The organism is Mesorhizobium sp. WSM4814 (assembly GCF_055811595.1).
On record NZ_JBVVQT010000006.1, the window covers coordinates 1 to 18543 of the forward strand.

Consider the following 18543-nt stretch of genomic DNA (forward strand, 5'->3'; position numbering starts at 1 on the left):
GGAAGTTCGATGATCCGCAGCGGGAAGGTTTTCTTGAAATGCTCAACCAGCCGGAAGGGCATGGTCGCTATACGAGCGGTGCCTGAGACCATCGGCGGGATCATGCTAAAGGCCTGCACGATAACCTCGACACGTCTCTTGAGGCCATGCTCAAGAAAAAACCGCTCCTCGATGGATGGCTTCAGCTCGGACCTTGAGTAGTGCGATTAACGAACGTCACTTCGCTGGTCGAACGGGTGAACCGCTTCTATCGGGTCGTCGCCCGTGGCGCTTCCATTCCCTATGCTGCCTTCATTTCGCGGTCCTCGCCAAACTGTTCAGACAAATCGAAGCCAGCTTTACCGAGGACAGACGCCGGCAAGCTGTGCGTGGACTTAGCGAAACAGCCGTCCGCAATTTAGCGGAATCCCTGTCCAGAGTTTGCGAAACACGCAACCAAAAGATGAAAGTGCGATGTTCAGGCGCATCGGTGCGACTGCACCGAGTTATGAACGGCGTTGGGCACTCGACCATTCGGCAAGCGGCGGCGGCCCATTCCAATAAGTCTTCTCTGGAATGGAGAACTTTGAAAAGGCTTAGATATTGCGCGGCGCCGGCAAAGTTTGCACCGGCCGTGGCCATGCGGAATGTCTGCTTTCTGTCCAATCTTCCATAACCAGGAATGGCCGAGATCAGGCGCAAAGCAGCCATCCGTTCCTACGACTCTTTTGATCAGACGCGGTCCTGGGCGGATGCTTCGCATCCGAACAACCCCTCGCCTGACCTCACGCTGAGTCACCTTCTGACCCGGCCCCCCCCAAAAATACTCAGGCGGGAGTGTCTACACTACTCAGGACCGAGAGCTGGGCGCGATTGTGAATCGTGGTTGTAGCGGGGTAACAAACTGTGTAACAAAGAGCGCGAAAAGACCAATGTTTCATGGTCATAACCGTTAGATCGAAAGACGCTGGGTCCGCCAAACCATGTGTGGGCCTGTTGCACAGGCTAGGAACCAGACGACCAAGAGGTTAAAGCATCTAGTGGCTAACAAGGCCCCATTTTTTCAGCGTGGCATGATTCTCCAAGGCCTACCAGCCCCCTGACGTCCGGTCCACCGCTCCCGAGCTCGCGTGCTTTGGCGTGAAATGCCCGGGAAAGGCTTTCGGGGCCAGATCGGTGTCATCCCTGAATGGGCGCGGCGGCGACGTCTGGCCGAAAAGGCCGATCAAAGCGTACTTCCCCGCACGCCGTCGGCACGAAGCATTGCCAGGCTCATCAGAGCCAATTTTGCACGCCGGTTAACACCCAGAATGATCGTCGTGAAGGCTGTCCAGGAAGATCAGCCGGATGTCACCGAGGCGTCGATTGAATGAATCCATGCGGATCAACGAGCGCATCTGCAAAGACCCGCTGAATTCATGATTGCCCAGCCGAAGACGGTATGGGAATCTTGAGTTCTCACGATGTCGCGAAATGGCCGGTAGGCTGAGCCGACGGACACTGAAGGCGATGGGGGTGGCACGTAACGCGGCAGGATCTCTTCGCGCCGGCGCTTGCCAAGCTGGCCTGCTGCCTACCGCGTCGGCGTGAAGCCAGGCGACCAAGAGACGGTGATCGGAATGGAGGAAGGCCGACAATCGGCCTGTGCTCGTCCGGTGTATAACTTCCAGTGAAATGATGCCGCTCAAGTTCTTGGGTCGAGCTTGCGACGTCTCGGTGATGATAATCTGGCGTGTGGCGACGTCAACACCGAGGGCAACGATGCATGGGGACGATGTCATGCAGCGTGTGGCACGCGCTCTCATGGCCCCGGCACTTCGGGACCGTGGGGATGGCCACGCTTTTTTTGGCGGCGCAAAGCGCGTGATCCGTGTCCAAAACCCGACAAGCGGCAGAAAACACGTCAGGTGCATTACAACCGGCCATCTTGGGACTGCGGAGGTTTTTCCGGATATTCACGCGCTTACTGGGCGCTGACCGCGCTGGCACGGCCTTTGCTGATTGAGCCGCGGCAACACTGAGTGAGGTGACTGCACGCAGACGCGCAAAACGAGCGATGACCTATTCCATGAAGTCCCGCATCCTTTGGCAATAGCTTTGGAGATCAGCATGGTATTGCAGATGGAGTCCCCGGCTCCTTCGATTCAAGTGGAAACCTGGCTGCGTGGCGAGGCCCTGACGAGCTTTCAGCCCGGCAAAGTGTACATCGTCGAATTTTGGGCAACGTGGTGCGAGCCATGTGTGAACGCGATGCACCATCTGATGCTGCTGCAGGAGAGATATAAGGACAGCGGAGTTGAGGTCGTCGCAGTCGCGGCGCATGAACACGCGCCAACGGCCGTTGAGGCCCGAACCAAGTTGGACGCGTGGTTGACCGAAAAGTGCTCGAATCTGAGCTATCGGATCGCCTTCGACCACACAGGGGCAATGAACAAGCTTTGGATGGAGCCCAGCCTTTCTGTCGTGATTCCGACCTCGTTCGTGGTCGACCGAGACGGCCACATTGCCTTTATCGGTTATCCGATGCACCTCGATGAGGTTTTGCCGAAAGTGCTTAACGGCAGCTGGCGCACGAGCGATCAAGCAAAATCCGTCGATCCCAAGCGCATCGCCACAAACCAACCCATAGCTCGCGAACAAGCTTAAGAAGCCGGTCGCCCGGTACTTTCATGAGGGCGGCAACAAGGATCGCGCGATCGAGTTGACGAACTGGCAGTGAAGGATAGTGTCCTGAAGGTTCTGCAAAAAGCTCTGGAGAGAGAACAGCCCTTGCTCTGAGGCGAGGGGCGGCCATGGCACGCTGGTGACGTTGCGATCACCGATTCCCGTGGAAGGGTAAGTGCCATGACCAAGCGAGACGTTAGACTGAGCAGAGGCGAGTTGAAAGCGTTGCTGTTGTCGGATGAGGACGGCTTCCGCAGAGTTTTGCAGACTGTGGTGCAGGAGACTTTGGAAGCCGAGATGACGGAGGCGATCGGGGCCGAGAAAGGCGAGCGGACGACGGAGCGGGTTGGTTACCGGTCCGGCTATTACGAACGCAAGCTTGTGACGCGGGTTGGCGTGCTGGAGCTTCGGGTTCCGCAGGATCGGGCCGGCCGGTTCTCGACGGAGTTGTTTGAGCGTTATCAGCGCTCGGAGAAGGCACTGGTATCGGCGCTGGTCCAGATGTACGTGCAAGGGGTATCGACCCGCAAGGTCAAGGCGATCACCGAGGAGCTGTGCGGCCATTCCTTCTCGGCCTCGACGGTAAGCCAGGCGACGGCGCGGCTGGATGAAGCCCTGAAGGCGTTCTTTGAGCAGCGGCTTGCCGAACCTTACCCGTACCTCATCCTGGATGCGCGCTACGAGCGGGCGCGCGAAGCCGGCGTGATCGCCAGCCAGGCGGTTTTGGTGGCGATCGGGGTCGACTGGGAGGGTCGGCGCCAGGTGCTCGGTGTCGAACTGGCCAACCGGGAAAGCCATTCGAGCTGGCGCGCGTTCGTAGCAGGGCTCAAGCAGCGCGGGCTCGCCGGCGTCGAGTTTGTCGTCTCCGACGACCATCCGGGGCTCAGGGCAGCGATCCGGGAAGTCCTGCCCGAGGCAGTCTGGCAGCGCTGTTACGTGCACTTCCTCAGAAACGCGCTCGATTATGTGCCGCGCAAGGTCGATGACGACTGCCTGATGGAGCTCAGATGGTTCTATGACCGGCGCGACCTCGCCGAGGTCAAGCGCGACCTGGCGCAGTGGATCGCCAAATGGCAGGCCAAATACCCGAAGCTGGTGGATTGGGTGGAGAACAACATCGAGGAGACGCTGAGCTTCTATCGGCTGCCGCTGCCGCATCACAAGCACATGAAGTCGACGAACATGCTGGAGCGGCTGAACCAGGAGATCAAGCGGCGCACCCTGGTCGTTCGCATCTTCCCCAACCCGCAGAGCTGTTTCCGGCTGGTTCGGGCATTGGCGGTGGAGATCCACGAGAACTGGCTCGAGGCGACCCGCTACCTCAACATGGATCATCTGCGCGAGCACAAGAAGGAGAACCTGAGGGCACTGGCCGCCTGAGACGCGGCCGCCATGTCCGCCGCTCCGCTAAACACGGGGGCTGCGCGGCGGACACGCCAACGTCACCGCTGAATGCCACGCCATTTTTTGCAGAACTTGACGCACACAACTCAGTGAAGTCGCTGGAACGCCCGGAGCCTATGGCGGACGGACTGAAACCTGCTACCACCTTAGGCCTTGGCTAACTGCAACGGTGAGAAGGTCGTTGCGGCGCTCTCTGTAAACCCCACCCAGGCCACGGAATATCCTGCACTGGTAAACAGACGGCATGTGACTATCCCTTTCGCGGATACCGCGCTGGGATGTGCCGAAGCTCCATATGGCGCGACACCTGACCCTTTTGTCCGCCGAGGGAGAGACGCGGCTTTACGCCGTTCCACCCTTCAAAGGGTGGAACCGCTCGTCTTTTCCGATGTCCCGTACAGCGTCGAGGATCACGCCCGCCACACTGCTTCCGTTCGGACCTGAAAGGGTTCTTCATGAATGAGATCCCTCAGGCCGACGGCAGCTCGCGTTTGAAGTTTCCGATAACGGCCTCGGACAAAGGCCGTCCCGCGCGCCGGCGAAGACCGTTCGCATCGGAGCAACTTGGTACCGCGAAGGGAGAGGCGATGAACCTGATCGATAGCCCCCGATTAAACGAGAGCTCGACAAGCCTCGCCTTAGACGCACCGAGCCGGTCGTGGCGATGCCCGGCGTATCCCATAGCTTCGGGCCGACCAGGGCCTTGATTGGTGTCGATGTCTACGTCTATCCAGGTGAGGTTCTCGGCATTGTCGGGGAGTCCGGGTCCGGCAAATCCACGCTGCTCAAAAATGATGAATTTGGAAGATACTCCGAACGAGGGCAGCTATCCTCGCGATACCTGGAGCAGGCGACAACGTCTTCGAGCTCACTCTTGTCTCGCAGAGTCTCGCTAACTCGTGAGGGTGATCGCTTGCAGTCGGCATTCAAAGGCAAATCGCCTTCGACAGACGATCCCTGGTGCAATTAAGGAACCGTGTCCCGGTGATCCCGAACCCCCACGGTTGCAAGGAAGTCGTTCTTGTAATCCGACAGTGGGCGATCGGGTCTTGGCAGTTTTCCGAAGCTCTGGAGACCGCACCGGATCTCGAAAAACGCGGGGACGGTATGACTAGCGACTTCCTCCAACGCGGATTTGAGGTATCGTTCGTTCGTGACCCTTTTACACCATGCGTATCCCATTCCCTCCGCGATCTTCGCCAGATCGGCAGAAGCCGAGCAAGTGGGAAAGCCACCGACCGAATTATGGCAACCATTGTTCAGCACGATGTGTTTGAAGCGTCCGCCCTGACCAGGGATGACCGCATTGCTGATACCGTGCATCAGAAATGCTCCGTCGCCATCAATGCAATACACGTCGCGGCTCCCGTCCGCTCCCGACGCGCCTGCTGCAAAGCTTGAGGCGAAACCCATGCCGCCGACGCATGGAATATGGGTAAATCTCCGCTCTCCGCCACGCTCGCTTTCGAACAGCATGACCTCGCGAGCGGTGTAGCCCGTGCTGCTGAAGACGACGCTTCCTTCGCGGATCGATTCCAGTATCGCAGTAACCGCTACCACGCGATCAACGCTTTCCTCGAAGTTCGAGATACAAGGGGCGGTCTCGGCTGCAGTCTCGCGCGGAGCGACAAACGCACTGCGCCGTACAAGCAGCGCGGCGTGCCGCCTTTTTTGATGGCTCTCCAGGATGTGTCGGCGAACTCGATCTTGTGCCGTTCTGGCGTCCACAATCAGCGGATCTATCCCCAACAGGTCGAGCATGGATTCGGTAATTCTGCCCATGACCATGTGTTGTGGCTCGTCTTTTGTTCCAGGCTCACCCCGCCATCCCACGATCAAGGTGAGCGGAATATCGTAGACGATTGGCGAGAACATCGACACGAGCGGGTTGAGCGCATTCGGAAGCCCGGAATTCTGCATATAAACTCCGGACGGCTGCTTTGACGCCATCGACCTACCTGCGGCCATCGCCACCGCGCTGCCTTCACACGCGGCAATCTGGTGCACGATGTTGGGGTGGTCGTTCAGCTCAACGATGAATGGTTTGAGGGCGGAATCCGGCACGCCAGAAATGTAATCAATGCCGACCGCTGATAATGCATCGAATAATACCGCCATATTGAAACCTCCAAAAACAGAGAAACCGTAACCACTCGCGGTTCCATCCGAATTACCGTTTGCAGGTCGCGCTTAAGCCCAGACCCGAAGAAGCACGACGCCAACTAGCGTCACTGCAAGAGCCACCCGGCGGGTCCGGTTGAAACTTTCGCCGAGCACCAGAGCGCCGAACAATGCAGCGAACACCATGCTGGTCTCGCGTATCGCTGAGACGAGCGCTATGGGCGCTACCGTCGAAGCCCAGATCACGATCACATACGCCGACGTAGCGACAGCGCCGGCGACGGCGCCCGTTTTCCAAGCTGTTATCATTTGCGTTCCAAGCGCGCGTCCACGTGCACCGATCGCGAGCAAAAGTGTCGGAAGGCCGCCAACAAGCATCAGCCAAACGATGTAGGTCCACGCAGTATCCGAACTCCGAGCCCCTATCCCGTCCATGAGCGTGTAACCGGCGGTACAAATCCCAGTCCCGACGGCAGATTTAAGCGCGTGTCTTTCGACTATTGCTTTGGCTTTCACGGTCAGCGATAAACTCATTATTCCCAGTGCGATAACTCCGACCGAGATCGCCGCAGGAATTGATATCGTTTCACCAATAAGCGTCATCGAACCGAGCGCCACGAGAAGAGGTGATGTTCCCCGGGCAATCGGATAAACGTAGCTGAGTTCACCGAACCGGTATGATCGAATCAAGAACCAGTAGTAGCCCGTGTGGATCGCCGTTGATGCGAGCAGATATGGCCAAGCGGCGGGCGGAAGGACACCTACAGAAGCAACGGCCGCAAGTGCGAATATGATCTGAGTCGTCTTAATCACCGCGACGACGGCCAGCTTATCCCCATTGATCTTCACCAAGGCGTTCCACGTCGCATGAAATATTGCAGCGCTTAATACGAGGCTGAAAACACCGAGCGACATCTCTTCAGATCTCCCGCCGTCGTTCATCAGTGTAATAGAGGAGACCTTTGTTCAGGCCGGTCAATGCTGTGCGAATTAGTCCAATCTTAAAGCGGTGCCTCGACATCTTGCACTCGAGAAGGCGACCACTGAGCGCTGCGTCGCGGACGACGGACCGGTCCACAACGATGCCGTCCCGCCAACTGGTCACGGAAATTAGCGAGTCCTCGTCATAATCTAAGAGGATTGCTGGGATGAACCGGACTCGTATCCGCTTGGAAAGATCCCAACGTCGATTGTGGCCATCCAACAAGATGTGGTTTCGACTGTCGACGAGAATCGGCGTCGTGAAGTGTCTGCAAGCGACGATGTCATCGCCCAGTTGGCAGGCGTCCACCGGGTAAACCTGCTCGTGCGGCTTTGTCGTGCCAAGTGGCAGGATATCTGCCAACAGGCACGTGCTTGTCAGAATTCCGCCAATGAATGAATGAGCGGCGATTCGCGGTGAAATCACAGTAGACATCATCGTACATTAAGTAAGCTTGCTCTGAGGTACGCATTCCTCTAGAATTTTGTTGAGGTGCCGGCTCGGCCGCATGCACGCTTCTACAAGCTGTCCGTTTGGATAGTAGTATCCTCCAAGATCTACTGGGCCTTCGGACGCGCGGCGCAATTCGGCCAATATTTCGGCTTCTTCTTCCGAAAGGGCGGAGTGAATTGCATCAACTCCGGCTAACCCGACTTGGAGCCGCGAGAACCAGCCTGTCCAATGCTTGGCAAGCCAGAAATGCACCTCCCGGGTGTCGACGCACGCGGCAGGTGTGCTGTGCCGCACTTGTTCGATGGCAGCCTCTAGCCCCTCTGCGAGCATGCTTATCTGGTCGTCGTGCTGGTAGCGGGCGCAGCAGCGAAAGGCTTCCGCGAAAGCTACCCACTCGTAGACCGGGTCCCACCGCAGTATGCCTGACGCAATGAAACGGTGAAATGTACTGGGCGCAGTGCCGCCGGTGCCGACCTCGAAGACATGCCCGCCGCCGGGAAGCACGGAGTATGACCGAACAAGCCGCTTCCGTTCCCCGGCGAGCGCAAGAATCAGTTCTGAAAGAAAGTCGCGCAAAAGGTTTCCGACCGCGAGCACGATGCCGTTTCCGCCCCTGAGTTCTTGGAAGGCGAATCTCGTTCCATCGGCGATGTTCATGAATTTCGCTTCCCGCGCTGCCCTTCCTCGACTGACGAGATGGTCTGTCACCGCACGTCTGATCAGCTGATGAAAGGGTCTGTCGAGATCCAGCAAGAAGATCGCCTGAGTTCCTGTTTCGTCGGCCTTTTGCAACGCAGCCTCGCACCAAACCTCAAGTGCCGACGCAGAAACTTTCATCATTCGCCAGATGTCACCAGTGTACGCGCGTTCGATGTAAATCTCGGCCCCGTGGTCAGGTAGCACCCGGACGCAGCCATCAGCCGAGACCCGAAAAGTCGTTGAGTTTGCTCCATATTCTTCGGCGTCGTCCTTCGTTAACCCGACGATCGTTACGGCGCCTATTTGATCCGGCCGGAGGGCTCCGAGGATTCTGAAGTCGTCGAGTACCGCCTGATAAAGATGGCCGTATGTGCTATCCGGTATCACGAACTTTGCAGGTCCCTCCGAGCCATCCACAAGAGGAACACGGCCGCCGCGCAGTATTGCATCCGCCATCACCCTCGCGGTGCTCGGCTGCACTGAGGGGGCAAATGACTCCACCTTGTTTGGAGGACCCGATTGGGATGCGCTCGAACGGGCGCCAACGTTCGTCCCTCGGGTGACCTCGACTCGCGACGCCGATCGGGTGGCGGGACTGGTGTCGTCAAGATTGAGCGAAGATGGGTCCAAGGCTCGTCCATCATTGATCTCGCTGGCCTCGACCGAAATGTACTCGTCCGCCTTAAGCACCGTCCGTTTGAGTTGTAGCGAGACAGCCAGTCCGCGCCTCTCAGCGTCGTCAAACTCCTCGCGCAGAAACGATCGAAGGCATTCCTTCCGGATAAAGGAGAACGAGCATATGTCTCCAGCCAGGAGCTCTATACGCGCAGCAAGTACACGATCTTTCCCATCCTGTCCGAACAACTCAATTTTAACGAATTGCTTATCCGAGATCGAAACCGATTGCTCCGTTTCAGCAAAACCGCCCTCGTCCATCGAGACCACGACTGTGTTCGGATCGATGAAAGGTGAGGCACCGCCCATCCCGGATGGCGCGTAACGAGCTGGTTTGTGATTCCGCAACTCGCGAATCATGGCGCCTTGACGCAATTGGCGATTTATCACGCTTCCAAGCACCGGCAAGCTTGGAATGACCTCGCCAATATCGAGGGCGTTTCGAACGTCGGGGTCCGCAATTGCTCCGGCGCGCAGCAACTCCGCGACAGCCGCGCGCGCCTGATTGGCATTGGCACCAATGCAAGGTGGCTTGATTATGATGGCGTTTGGTTCCGCTATCGCTGCCGCCAGGCAGGTTTGAGGGTGACACGCGCTCCCCGCTACCGACGGGCCGGCAATCGAGAGGACTAGAGCAGCCAAAGACACATCGACCTCGTCGATCTCAATGCCAAACTGGCGTGCAATGGTTCTTACGATCGGCGCCCAAGAGTACCAACTTAATCTCGGCGACTCATCCGTTTTGCAGTAGAGCAATCTCATCGCTTGCCTCGCTCGAGCGACTACATCGCCTGCCGCACCTTGGGAATGAAAGGAGCCATAGACGCCTCGACAACTGCTACCCTGATATCGTCGGGAGAGGCGACTGGCCGCAAGTGGTCAGCGGGGAGACTGGAGAAGTCCTGCTTCGCATAGGACCCAGTCACATGGATCAAAAGCTCGCTCGCCGAGGGCACCAGATCCCGATCGATCGCGCTTAACGCCCCTGTCAACACCATCGTCATCGACCATTCGCGCAAATCTCGCGGATCATGCGGCAAGCTCAAATCTGTGTTTCTCAGGAGATGTCGCAGCTTTGGGTATTGCTGGAGGCATTCGTACAGCGATACGACGATACCCTCGCCTCCTTGGCCGGACATGATTTCTCGCACCAGCTCGCTAGTTGCAGGCTTTCGGCTATAGAACGTGGAGTCGATCACCTCCTCGACGTCATATGTCCGGACTGGGAAGAACGGCTGCTCGTTCTGCACGTAGAGGCCTGTCTCCTCCTGCAAGGCATATGCCGGGAGATTCTCCCTGGAAAACGAGCCGTAGTGGAGGTCCAGGACAAGGTCGGGCGTTCCGAGATGCTGAATAAGCAGCCACCGCCGGTTGTCACCCACGTCCACTCCGTTCTTTGAAAGGAACTCGAGACCGAACTGGTGGCCGAGCAAGCCAAACGCACTTGAGACTGCTTGGGCCTGAATACGCGGTGTATCGTGGTGGGCAGGACCCAATTGATCTAGCTCGAAGAAGGCGCGAACGGCATCAGCCATCCGATAATTGTTGAGATCGTATGTATGCCATACGTTCAGATTGTACCGGTCCTTCAGATCCTGCGAGCTCTGCCGAACGAACTCCCTAGTCATTGCTTTGACGATCGATCCGTCTTCTGCGTCGCAGATAAAAACCGGGTTCAGCCTGCGGAGCTCCGCGTCCTCCGAGAGTGTGCTCGACCAGAGCTTGGAGATGCTGTCCTTGGGCACAACAATCGCGATACGAAGTTGATCGGGCACCACAAGCCCACATTCGAGCGCGCGCAAGACGGCGTCACGCAGGGCGACGCCCTTGTTACCGGAGGTCGGCGTCGCAATCAGAATCGACTCGCCGGTCGCCCGAATATGCTGGATCGCCCGCGCGACCATTACGAGTGAAGCAAACGTCTTTGTCGTACGCGTGCGTGGGTTTCCTACTAAGTTAAGGACATTCACCTGCCGGCCCCGATAGTCACCGAGCCGGTGAAGCGCGATGGTCGCCGGTTCGAAGAATGAAACGAGCTTCTCATCTAGAGGTGGAAGCTCGTACCCCGGTTTGAAGCCTGGCTCCTGCGTTCCCAGTCCCGGATTGGACGAACAGATGGAGCCGACCGTCGCGATCTTGTCGTAATATGTTACCAGAGCCGATTCCTTAGACACGTCATCCTCCTCTATTGTGGAAGCTTTAGCGGGAGAAGCGCATTCAACAGCTCCACGCCGCTCAGCGATTCGCGAACCGACGGCCTGCAGCTCGACGACCGCTGCTGAGGGCTTGTCTTCGATGCCGATTGGCCTGTGCGAACACCACCGGCCAGGCGATCCAAACCCGGCGCGCGCCATCGTTCCACATTGCAGGCGCCAAATAGACAGCGATACTGTATCCGTAGATGCCGCCGCGCAAACAGAGAAAAACAAGAGTGGCGCCAACTGCGCAGGAAGAGCCCAGAGAAACCTTTCTGCATTTATTCAACGGCTTTTAACTGAGATTGCGGCGGGACGCCGACCGGCCATCACCTTGTCCTCTGCCCGCGGAAGGTACTTCTCTTTTGCCGCTGAGAGCTCGCCGTAGTTCATCAGTTCGAACAGCTCGTCGAGCGTCGCGACTTCACCTTCGATACCGGCAATGCTCTCTTCTTGGATGATGCGGTCGCACACCTGACGCATCGCCAAGATCGCGGCGCGCATGTTGTGGTTGGCCCAGATGACCGTGGAAATACCGAGCGCCCGATAATCGGCGACGGGCGTGCGGTAGTATTTTGTCGGTACGATCACGACGGGCAGTCGGTTCTGCCAGGCTCGCGCGAAAGCGAAAATCTCCTCCGCGTCGGACTTGCGGGAGTGGATCAGGATCGCATCGGCGCCAGCGTCCGCATAGGCGTGCGCTCGTGCAAGCGCCTCCTGCTGACTGTGTCCGGCGATCAGCGCCTCGGTTCGAGCGACGAGAACGAACTCCGGATCCGGAACTTGGTCCTTGACGGCCTTCAGGCGACCGCAGAACTCGCCGATGTCCGCCAGTGGATGGCGATCGCCTACGAAGGAGTTCATCTTCGGGAACGCCTTGTCTTCGAGGCAAACGCCACTCGCGCCGTGCTGCCGCAACTTGCGAGCGACCAGACGCGCATTGTTGAAATTGCCGAATCCGCTCTCTCCGTCGACGAGGATTGGAATTTCCGCTGCGTCCGCCATCCGTTCCACCACGTCGACCACCTCGGTCCAAGAGGCCTCGTTCGCATCACGGTACCCGAGGCTGGAGGAGATCGAGAGGCCGGACGCCCAAAGCGCCTTGAAACCTGACCGCTGCGCGATCGCCGCGGAGAGCGCGTCATGAGCTTCCATAAGGAATGACGGTCTGTCACGGATGCAAATGAGGTCACGAAGCGGAGTTATGCGTTCGCTTGCATTGCGACCCGGATTCCGCACGTGACGCCCATTTTCGGACGGTATACGCACTCGCCGCAGATCTGCCATGCTGCTTTCCTCCCTTCGTCCTCTCGATCGCGACATTAACCACGAACATGAAATCGGTCCGCAGTTCCTGCCGCCTTTCTAGAAGGAAGCTTCACACCTCGTGCCAACTGCGCAGGAAAAGTCTCAGAAAAAGTGTTCTCGATATTATTCAATGACTTGAATGGTGGTGGGAGGAGGAGCCAAGCCGAACAACCCGTGTCGCTCATTCGACAAAGCCGGCAGTAGTGTCGCTCCAAGCCTTCGAAGAAGAACCCACACGGCGCGTCACGGCCTCTATAAGTGCTCGGCCTGCCGTGCCCAGTTCACGGTTCGCATGGGCACGATCTTTGAGGAAAGCCTTCTGCCCCTGCACAAGTGGTTGCAGGCCATCCACCTTATGTGCCCGTCAAAGAAGGGCATTTCCTCGCACCAGCTGCACCGCGTTCTGGAATGCACCTACAAGACGGCCTGGCTCCTGTCGCACCGCATTCGCGAGGCCATGCGTCGGATGACTTCACGCCTATGTTGCGGCATCGCCGCAGCGACATGCAGGAGAGGCCCATGTCGTTTCAATTTCGGCCGTTGTCAGTGGCACGACATTATAGCCTTGCCGGTCGAGCGTCTCGAGCGTGCGAGGTCGGCCTGGCCGGGAGCAGGCAGTTCAAGCAGGGTTTCGAACATCGCGCGCAGGACCGGGACGATCTCCAGGTCTGGTTCATCCGGCTGGGCGCAACAGGACGAAGCGGGTGTGCCCTTGCGTTCTTTCATTGAAGTTGACCATCGACTCACGCCCTTACGAATTCTGAGCCAAGGCGTTGAGCAACTGACTGGTGTTGTCGATCGAGAACTGGACACGCTCTCCTGCCCACACGGACTCCGAAAATGAAACTGGCGTGCCCTTCATATCCACGTCGACCTTTTTCTGAAGCAGGATCGGCTGCGTTTCGGCCTGCATCAACTGACGCGCTTCTTCTTTAGTCGGCAGGCGCACAATAAAGTCAGTACGCAGACGAATGTAGTCGGTAACGCCGTAATCGGCTAGAATGCTGCTGACAGTTTGTCCTTCGCGTCTCGCCTTATCGAAGCCCGGAAAGCGGCGAACTGGAAAAAATGCGTTCGAAAAATTGACCGGCTCCTCATCGGCGTATTCGAGGCGAACGATATGGTAGACCTGCTCGTCGAGCGGAAGCCTTAGCGCCTCGGCGACTCGCCGAGGAGCCTCGATCACACGCTCCTTGATCGCTTTGCCAAACGGCTCACGCCCCTGATCGAGGAGGTTTTGGGAAAAACGGGTTCGCTCGGAGAGCCGGTAGTTCAGGCGCCCGTCGCGAACAAACGTCCCTTTCCCATGCTCGACTTGGACAAGCCCGCGATTCTGAAGCTGAGCGATCGCACGTCGCACGCTATGTCGCCCGACGCCAAAGCGTCCCATCAGTTCCGCTTCCTTGGGAAGCGGCGCCCCTTTGGCGAACCGCCCTGCAGTGATGTCGGCGGCGAGTTCCTCTTCGACGTCTTGCCACTGGCCGTGCATCAGTTTCTTCGGCATTGTCGCTTCATTCCGTTGCTTGTCCCGTGCGGTCGACGATCGACCAAGATATTCGAATAAGTATAAGCAGCGACGTCTTCATTGGCAATGTCCGCTGCTGACGTAGCAACGTGCTATTTGATCCGCGAGCGCGCTGGTTTACAAAGCCAAACCTCGGGCGCGCGCTGAAACTGGTGCCCTGATCCTCCGCTGATATTCGAATTTATTATTGTCATCCGAATGTCGTGAAAGTGAGGCATGTTTCGCCTGCCTCACAGACAAGCGGCCCGCGGGAAGCGCGACCTCAAGCACCGTCGGCGCTGCACCGCCACAAGGATCCCGGAGAGCCGAATGAACCAGAGCAGATTGAAACCCAAAAGCTTGGTACTGATTGCGGTACTAAGCGCCGGCGTCGCCATCTTGTCCGGTAACGCGCCAGTCTATGCGCGTGACTTGACGATCGCCGTTCCGAAGAACCCGGACAATCTAGATCCGGCGACTGAAAACTCCAACCCCAATCTGCGGGTGGTGCTTTCGCTTTATGACACGCTTGTCAGATTCGACTACCGCAATGGCGGAAAGATGGTGCCGGGACTGGCGACCGAGTGGAAGGTCCTCGATCCCAAGACGCTCGAGTTTAAGCTGAGGCCGGGGGTCATCTTCCACAACGGCGACACCTTCGACGCCAACGATGTCATCGCGACGTTCGCGGATGTGCGATTGGGGCGCGACAAAAGCGTGCCGACCGAATCGGAGGAGTTTCTCGGCGGCATCGACAGGATCGAGGCGGTTGACGACATGACGGTCCGCGTCCACATGAAGGCCGTTGATCCAATCGCGCTCGATCGCTTCGCCACCTTCCCGGCCCAGATCATTTCCGAAACGGCTATGAAGCAGGCTCCGACCTATAATGATTTCACGAAGCTCGATGCGGGCTCGGGCCCCTACGCGCTCGTCAGCCACGAGGTCGGCGGCGCGACCGTTATAAAGAAGTTCGATGCCTATTGGGGTAACGCGAAGGCGGCTGCCGACAAGGTGACGTTCGTCACGGTTCCTGAACTTTCCACGCGGGTTGCGGGACTTCTCTCCGGCCAGTTCGACATGATCACGGATATCGGCACCGACGAATTTCCGCAGATCGAGGGCAACCCGAACGGTGCCGTCGCCGGCGGTCCGATCGAAACCATTCGTGGTGTGATCTTTGACAGCATCGACAGTCCGATCTCCGATCCGCGCATCAGGCACGCAATGAACCTTGCCGTCGATCGCCGAGCGCTGGTGAAAGGTCTTTACGATGGCCGCACGGACGTGCCGCATGGCTGGCAGGTGAAAACGTTCGGCGACATGTATCTGCAGGACCGTCCGATGGATGCCTATGATCCGCAGAAGGCAAGAGAGCTTCTCAAGGGAGCAGGCTATGGCGGCAAGGAGATCATCTGGCGCACCCAGCACAACTACTACACCAAGCAGGGCGAAACGGCCCAGATCGTGCAGTCGATGTGGAAAGCTGTCGGCCTGAACGTCAAGCTGGAGTTCAAGGAAAACTGGACGCAGGTGCTCGCCGACACGCCCGACAGAGCGATCATCGACGCGTCTTCCGGCGCCTATTATCCGGATCCTATGGGCCAGTTCTGGCGCCGGCTTGGGCCGGGCGGATCGTTCGCAAAACAGAAGTTCTTCACCGTCTCTCCTGAAATCGCAGCACTCGGCGAGGAATTGTCGACGTCGATCGATACGCCGCATCGGCGGATGGTCTTTGCCCAGATGCTCGACAAGTTTGAGGAGGATCCGAATACCGCGAACTTCTATACAGCCGCCCATTTCATCGGGGTGCGCAAGGATCGCCTGACCTATAACGCCCTTCCGACGGAATATCTGGATCTCACGACAACAGGCGTGAGCTTCAGATAACATGGACTTGCATCCCCATAGTCAAAGTCGCGCTCATCCCCTGGTCTCGGTTCAGGGGCTGAGCGTGGCCTTCGCCGCCGGGCAGAGCGGCTCTGCATTGCGCGACATCAGCTTTGATCTGATGGCAGGAGAAATTCTCGGCATCGTCGGAGAAAGCGGATCCGGCAAGAGCGTCATGTGCCGGGCCATTGCAGGCCTGCTGCCGCCGAGCGCCAAAATCAAAGGACAGATGAATTTCGAAGGGCGGCCGTACCCCCTTTCGGACCGGCGATTGCTGGCTGGCCTCAGGGGACATGGCATTGCCATGATATTCCAGGATCCGATGAGTGCACTCGATCCTCTGATGACGGTCAGGCGGCACCTTGCGCTACGGACCCTTGGTGATCCGGGCCCACTGCTGACGACGGCCGGTTTTGTCGACCCCGGAAAGATTCTCGATTCCTACCCGCATCAAATGTCTGGTGGACAATGCCAGCGGGTGGCGATCGCCTGCGCTCTCGCACGTGAACCCCGGTTGCTCATCGCCGATGAACCGACCACGGCGCTTGATGTCACCGTCCAGGCCGGCGTCCTCGAGCACCTGAAGGCGATTGCCGCAGAACGCGGCATGTCGATCATATTCGTCACGCACGACCTGGCGGTGGCCTATCAGCTGTGCAACCAGATCATTGTCATGAGAAACGGAGTAATCGTGGAGACCGGCTCTGCGGCCGCCGTTCTCGCGGCTCCCCGCGCCGATTACACCAAGCAACTGATTGCATCCATGCCGCGGCTGCGGCCGCACGCCTCAGCGACCATGCCGCAAGTCCCGCCGCCGGCCGCCTTGCGCGCGATTGGCGTGCCTACCGCCAGTCATCCGGCATTGCGTCTCGACAATATCTCGGTGAGCTACAAAACGGCTGACGGACGCCGCTTCGACGCCCTCCGGAACGTCAGCGTTGATGTCGGCGAAGGCGAGATCGTCGGACTGGTCGGCGAAAGCGGTTCGGGCAAGAGCACATTGGCGAAAGCTGCCGTCGGCCTGGTGACACCCGCGGGCGGCCGTATCTCGCTGAATGGACGCACGCTCGACTGGAGCAGGCCGGATCCGTCTTGGCGGCGGCAAATACAGTATATTTTCCAGGATCCCCGGGGCGCGCTCGACCCTCTCGGCAGGATCATTCATCAGGTGCGCCAGCCGCTCGATATTCATCGACTGGGGGACAAAAGCGAACGGGAAGGTGTGGCCCGCTCCCGGCTCCTCGAAACCCACCTCGACGAGACGCTGTTTAAGCGCAAACCCGGCAACCTCTCCGGCGGCCAGCGGCAGAGGGCGACGATCGCACGCGCACTGACGGTTCGACCGCGCGTCCTGATCTGCGACGAAAGCGTTTCTGCACTCGACGTGTCGATCCAGTCCAGGATTCTGGACCTGCTGCTCGACCTGCGCGCGAGATACGCGCTCGCGATCCTCTTCATCAGCCATGACCTTTCCGTCATCCAGCATATCTGCGACCGGGTCGTGGTCATGCGGCATGGCAAGCTGATCGAGGAAGGCCAGACGTTCGAATTGTTTCGCAACCCGACTGAGAGCTACACCCGGGACCTGATTGCGGCCCTCCCAAGGCTCCCCGATGCTCCGCTGAGCCACCTACCCGAGGAGGAGGCCGCGGTATGAACTGGTATCTCTTGCGCCTGGGGCGCGCTTGCATAACGATCCTTCTGCTTTTGACTTTTGCGTTCTTCGCACTCGCTGCGAGTGGCGATCCCGCGCAAATATTGCTGGGTCCAGACACCAGCCAGGCCGCCATTGATGTCTTCCGCGAGAAATGGGGTCTTAATCTTCCCTTGTGGCAGCAGTTCCTGATTTATCTCAACGAACTGCTGCACATGAATTTCGGTCTCTCCTATCGAACCGGAGAGTCGGCTCTTGCGCTGGTTCTGGATCGAATTCCCGTGACACTGTCCCTGGTGCTCCCGACTATCCTGCTGTCGATCGCTTTGGGCGTGCCGCTTGGGATTCTCTCGGCGATGCATCGGGGGCGCTTCATCGACAGGTTGGCCATCACGCTGTCGGTCGTCGGCCTTTCGGTTCCCTCGTTCCTGTTGGGCGTGCTGGCGATGTATCTGTTCTCGATGAAGCTCGGCTGGCTTTCGCCCAGCGGCTATGTAGACTGGACCTCCTACATTATGCCGGTCGCGACGCTGTCGACCGTGGGGATAGGGACCTATGCGCGTTTCACGCGCTCGGCAATGGTCGAGGTATTGTCGCGCCCGATGGTCGAGACCGCAAGAGCCAGCGGTCTATCCGAGGGGATCATCCATCGCGTTCACACGCTGCCAAATGCGCTGACGCCGCTGATCACCATCACGGCCTTGGAGTTCGGGCAATTGGTCACTTACGCCGCCGTGGTCGAGAATGTGTTCGGCTGGCAAGGCACAGGATCTTTGTTGATAGAAAGTGTGAGCGCCCGTGACTTCGCCGTCGTACAGGCGATCATGATCATCACCGGCGTGACGATGATCCTCGCTAACCTCCTGGCGGACCTGTCCTACGGCTTCATCGATCCGAGAATAGCCGATCTGCGCCACCGGTCCGCACGCCGCCTTCGCACAGTCTGCGAGAGTTAAGAAATGATTTTACGACAAAACCTTTCCCCCGCCATCGTCGGCTGCTTCTGCGTTCTTTC

At 58.5% G+C, this 18543-nt stretch carries 15 protein-coding genes and 3 pseudogenes; 9 read left to right on the forward strand and 9 right to left on the reverse strand.

Annotated elements, in window-relative coordinates:
* Positions 1–185: pseudogene (locus AC0L2V_RS11985) on the reverse strand (LysR family transcriptional regulator); the annotation flags it as partial.
* A gap of 924 nt (positions 186–1109) precedes the next feature.
* On the opposite strand from AC0L2V_RS11985, the gene AC0L2V_RS11990 reads away from it, so the two are divergent.
* From AC0L2V_RS11990 to AC0L2V_RS12010, 5 genes and pseudogenes are all read left to right on the forward strand, one after another.
* Positions 1110–1352, forward strand: coding sequence for a hypothetical protein (locus AC0L2V_RS11990; RefSeq protein WP_473520161.1), 243 nt, complete (start codon positions 1110–1112; stop codon positions 1350–1352).
* 736 nt (positions 1353–2088) lie between these two features.
* Positions 2089–2622: pseudogene (locus AC0L2V_RS11995) on the forward strand (TlpA disulfide reductase family protein); the annotation flags it as partial.
* Positions 2623–2823: 201 nt separating this feature from the next.
* Positions 2824–4023, forward strand: a complete 1200-nt coding sequence (locus AC0L2V_RS12000; RefSeq protein ID WP_473520162.1) for an IS256 family transposase — start codon at positions 2824–2826, stop codon at positions 4021–4023.
* Between the two features lie 319 nt (positions 4024–4342).
* A complete protein-coding gene (locus AC0L2V_RS12005) occupies positions 4343–4510 on the forward strand; it encodes a hypothetical protein (RefSeq protein ID WP_473520163.1) in 168 nt (55 codons plus the stop codon).
* A gap of 201 nt (positions 4511–4711) precedes the next feature.
* The gene (locus tag AC0L2V_RS12010) at positions 4712–5017 is read left to right on the forward strand and encodes an ATP-binding cassette domain-containing protein (RefSeq protein WP_473520256.1); all 306 of its coding nucleotides are present in this window, start codon (positions 4712–4714) and stop codon (positions 5015–5017) included.
* On the opposite strand, the gene aepY is transcribed toward AC0L2V_RS12010, so the two are convergent.
* From aepY to aepX, 6 genes are all read right to left on the reverse strand, one after another.
* Positions 5014–6165, reverse strand: a complete 1152-nt coding sequence (gene aepY, locus AC0L2V_RS12015; RefSeq protein ID WP_473520164.1) for a phosphonopyruvate decarboxylase — start codon at positions 6163–6165, stop codon at positions 5014–5016. The two genes, AC0L2V_RS12010 and aepY, sit on opposite strands and share 4 nt — an antisense overlap.
* Positions 6166–6237: 72 nt before the next feature.
* Positions 6238–7083 carry an EamA family transporter gene (locus AC0L2V_RS12020; RefSeq protein ID WP_473520165.1) on the reverse strand — a complete coding sequence of 282 codons (846 nt, stop codon included), beginning with the start codon at positions 7081–7083 and terminating at the stop codon, positions 6238–6240.
* 4 nt (positions 7084–7087) lie between these two features.
* Positions 7088–7513: a ParB N-terminal domain-containing protein gene (locus tag AC0L2V_RS12025; RefSeq protein ID WP_473520166.1), complete on the reverse strand. Its 426-nt coding sequence runs from the start codon at positions 7511–7513 to the stop codon at positions 7088–7090.
* A gap of 81 nt (positions 7514–7594) precedes the next feature.
* Positions 7595–9739: an NADP-dependent isocitrate dehydrogenase gene (locus tag AC0L2V_RS12030; protein WP_473520167.1), complete on the reverse strand. Its 2145-nt coding sequence runs from the start codon at positions 9737–9739 to the stop codon at positions 7595–7597.
* Between the two features lie 20 nt (positions 9740–9759).
* Positions 9760–11151, reverse strand: a complete 1392-nt coding sequence (locus tag AC0L2V_RS12035) for a DUF6002 family protein (protein WP_473520168.1) — start codon at positions 11149–11151, stop codon at positions 9760–9762.
* Positions 11152–11457: 306 nt separating this feature from the next.
* Positions 11458–12459 (reverse strand): phosphoenolpyruvate mutase, encoded by a 1002-nt coding sequence (gene aepX, locus AC0L2V_RS12040; RefSeq protein WP_473520169.1) that lies wholly within the window; start codon positions 12457–12459, stop codon positions 11458–11460.
* A gap of 262 nt (positions 12460–12721) precedes the next feature.
* Between aepX and AC0L2V_RS12045 the strand changes: the two are divergent.
* Positions 12722–12943: pseudogene (locus AC0L2V_RS12045) on the forward strand (IS1595 family transposase); the annotation flags it as partial.
* A gap of 80 nt (positions 12944–13023) precedes the next feature.
* Here AC0L2V_RS12045 and AC0L2V_RS12050 read toward each other — a convergent pair.
* Positions 13024–13206 (reverse strand): hypothetical protein, encoded by a 183-nt coding sequence (locus AC0L2V_RS12050; RefSeq protein WP_473520264.1) that lies wholly within the window; start codon positions 13204–13206, stop codon positions 13024–13026.
* Positions 13207–13231: 25 nt separating this feature from the next.
* The gene (phnF, locus tag AC0L2V_RS12055; protein ID WP_473520170.1) at positions 13232–13984 is read right to left on the reverse strand and encodes a phosphonate metabolism transcriptional regulator PhnF; all 753 of its coding nucleotides are present in this window, start codon (positions 13982–13984) and stop codon (positions 13232–13234) included.
* Positions 13985–14314: 330 nt separating this feature from the next.
* On the opposite strand from phnF, the gene AC0L2V_RS12060 reads away from it, so the two are divergent.
* The 3 genes from AC0L2V_RS12060 (at position 14315) to AC0L2V_RS12070 (ending at position 18484) form a co-directional block, all read left to right on the forward strand.
* The gene (locus AC0L2V_RS12060; RefSeq protein ID WP_473520171.1) at positions 14315–15874 is read left to right on the forward strand and encodes an ABC transporter substrate-binding protein; all 1560 of its coding nucleotides are present in this window, start codon (positions 14315–14317) and stop codon (positions 15872–15874) included.
* Between the two features lie 64 nt (positions 15875–15938).
* Complete coding sequence (locus AC0L2V_RS12065) at positions 15939–17531, forward strand: ATP-binding cassette domain-containing protein (RefSeq protein ID WP_473520172.1); 1593 nt, start codon at positions 15939–15941, stop codon at positions 17529–17531.
* Entirely contained in the window at positions 17528–18484 is a 957-nt protein-coding gene (locus AC0L2V_RS12070; protein WP_473520173.1) for an ABC transporter permease, read from the forward strand. The genes AC0L2V_RS12065 and AC0L2V_RS12070 overlap by 4 nt, the downstream gene beginning before the upstream one ends.
* The last annotated feature ends 59 nt before the right edge of the window (positions 18485–18543 follow it).